The organism is Methylobacterium sp. WL103 (genome assembly GCF_008039885.1).
In the GTDB taxonomy this organism is placed as follows: Bacteria; Pseudomonadota; Alphaproteobacteria; order Rhizobiales; family Beijerinckiaceae; genus Methylobacterium; species Methylobacterium cerastii.
Genome location: NZ_VRUX01000576.1, coordinates 1 through 2,625, shown reverse-complemented (window position 1 = coordinate 2,625; position 2,625 = coordinate 1). Strand labels below are relative to the sequence as shown.

The window sequence follows — 2,625 nt, the reverse complement described above, 5'->3', positions numbered from 1 at the left end:
GCCTTCGAGGCCGCCGGGCGCGAGGGCGGCCGGGATGCCGGCGGGGGCGGTGAAGCTCTGCGCGTAGGCGGTGGTGGAGAGGGCGAGTCCGAGGGCGGTGCCGAGGATCAGGCGTGCGGTCATGGGAGGCGTCCGAGGTTCGAGTCCGGTCGGCCGCCCGCGGCGACCGATCTTATCGATCCTAGATTTTCACCAGAGCTGCCTTTGGAAAGGGCTGCGAATGCTGAAGTTTTAGCCGGATTTTTCGCGAATATCGCGGTCGGGCGACTCGCGGTGGGTCAGCGGCAACGAAGATAGCCGAAAAATCCGTTCCGGATCAGAGTCTTAACCGATGATGCAGTGCCGCATGCCCGCAGATTCGGCACTTGGCACGCCTCTTTCCCAAAGCGTGCGGTTCGGCACCCGACGCGCGGAATTCTACCCTCGGGCGATCGTCGCCACGATCTGTCCGTGCGGCTCGTCGGTGGGCAGGAACACCGTGTTGGCGTTCTCCAGGCCGAACGGCGCGAGGTTGATCGGGATGTAATGCTTGTTCGGCATCGCGAAGCCGATCTCGGCGATCTCCGGGATCGCGGCCAAAGCCGCCTCGCCCATCCGGTACATGCTGTCCTGCACGCCGAGGCTGTAGGTGGTGCCGAACACCGCGAGCAGCCGGGCGAGGATCTCGGCGTTGGCGGTGGCGTAGTCGGCCGGCGCCCGCGTCCAGGTCCAGGTCGCGTCCATGGCGGTGGCGGCGATGCGGTCGGCGGTGTCGGGCAGGGTGCGGTAGCCGTCGTCGACGAAGTCGGACCAGCCCGATTGCGTGGTCTTCATGAAGGTGAAGTCGCGCAGGCCCGATTGCAGCACGCGCGTCCCCCGGCTCGCGACCAGCCGGACGAAGCCGGTGCCGTTGCCGTCGAGGGTGAAGGTGTGGCCGTGCGGCTCGGGCCCGATGGCGTGCCGGAGCCAGCGCGTCTCCTGCCCCTCGATCGTGACCTCCTCGACCTGCGGGTAGGTCTCGAGGAACACGGCGGCGACGGCCTCGACGAAGCCCTCCTTGTCGAGGGAGAGGTTCTTGGCCGCGGTGACGTTGACGATGTTCTTGACGCTGTCCGTGGCGACGCAGGCGCGGTTGTCGCCCGCCGTCCAGGCGGCGTCGAAGGCGCCCTTCATCAGCACGGTGAGGGTGAGCTCGCGCGGGGTGTGGTGGTCGCCCGCGCGGGTCAACCGCATGACCCGGACGCGGCCCTTGCCGTAGGTCGAAGCGGTGAGCGGCATGGTGGTCTCCGGTTCGGGTCTGGACGCGTCAGTGCTCGGCGGCGGCGGCCTGGCGCAGGGCGGCGTCGCGGGCGTCGGCCGGGCTGCCGAGCCCGTTGAAGAACAGGTTCAGCGCCACCGCGGCGATCGCGCAGAGCAGGATGCCGGATTCGAGCAGCGGGTGCAGCGCGTGCGGCATCTGCTTGAAGAAGTTCGGCGCCACCAGGGGGATCATCCCGAAGCCGACCGAGACGGCGACGATGAACAGGTTGTTGCGGTTCCGCGCGAAGTCGACCGCGCCGAGGATGCGCGCGCCGGTGGCGCCGACCATGCCGAACATCACGAGGCCGGCGCCGCCGAGCACGCATTGCGGCACGGCCTCGACCAGGGCCGCGAGCTTCGGGATCAACCCGAGCCCGAGCATGATGACGCCGCCGACGACCGCGAGGTAGCGGGTGCGCACGCCGGTGACGCCGACGAGGCCGATGTTCTGCGAGAACGACGTGTAGGGGAAGGTGTTGAACACGCCGCCGATCATCGTGCCGAGCCCGTCGCCGCGCAGGCCCTTGGTCAGGCGCGCCTCGTCGACCGGGTCGGCGCAGATCTCGGCGAGCGCCAGGAACATGCCGGTCGACTCGATCATCACCACGACCATGACGATGCACAACGTCACCACCGAGACCGGATCGAAGGTCGGCCACCCGAAGGCGAAGGGCCGCACCACGTCGAACCAGCCGGCGGTCGCCACGTGCGAGAGGTCGACCAGCCCGAAGGCGCCCGCCACCAGCGTGCCGACGACGATGCCGACCAGCACCGACGCGGAGGCGACGAAGCCGGTGCCGTAGCGGGTGATCGCCAGGATCACGCACAGCACGAAGGCGCTGATGCCGAGGAAGACCGGCGCGCCGTAGTTCGGGTTGCCGACGCCGCCCGCCGCCCAGTTCACGCCCACCCGCATCAGCGAGATGCCGATGACGAGGATGATCGTGCCGGTGACCACCGGCGGGAACAGCGGCAGCAGCCGCCCCACGAGCGGCGCCGCCAGGAACGCGAACAGCCCGGCGGCGATCACCGCGCCGTAGATGCCGGTGAGCCCGATCTCGGGGCTCGCGCCCATGGCGATCATCGGCGTCACGGCGGCGAAGGTGACGCCCATCATCACCGGCATGCGGATGCCGACACCGGGCAGGCCCCAGCTCTGCACCAGCGTGGCGAGGCCGCCCGCGAACAGGTCGGCGCTCACCAGCATCGCCACCTGCTCCGGCGCCAGCTTCAGGGCGCGCCCGACGATCAACGGCACGGCGACGGCGCCGGCATACATCACCAGCACGTGCTGGAGGCCCAGCAGCGCGAGCGCCAGGGCGCCGACCCGGGCGACCGGCGCAACGG

2 protein-coding genes are annotated in these 2,625 nt (G+C 69.8%); both read right to left on the bottom strand.

Features of this window, described 5'->3' with window-relative positions; genetic code table 11:
- Positions 1-417 precede the first annotated feature (417 nt).
- Positions 418-1,257, bottom strand: a complete 840-nt coding sequence (gene pucL, locus FV222_RS22555) for a factor-independent urate hydroxylase (RefSeq protein ID WP_147815689.1) — start codon at positions 1,255-1,257, stop codon at positions 418-420.
- Between the two features lie 28 nt (positions 1,258-1,285).
- Complete coding sequence (locus FV222_RS22550; RefSeq protein ID WP_147815690.1) at positions 1,286-2,596, bottom strand: nucleobase:cation symporter-2 family protein; 1,311 nt, start codon at positions 2,594-2,596, stop codon at positions 1,286-1,288.
- Positions 2,597-2,625: the final 29 nt, after the last annotated feature.

Excerpts from the sequence above, each read along its gene's own strand:
- pucL (WP_147815689.1), bottom strand. The coding sequence starts at position 1,257 with ATGCCGCTCACCGCTTCGACCTACGGCAAGGGCCGCGTCCGGGTCATG.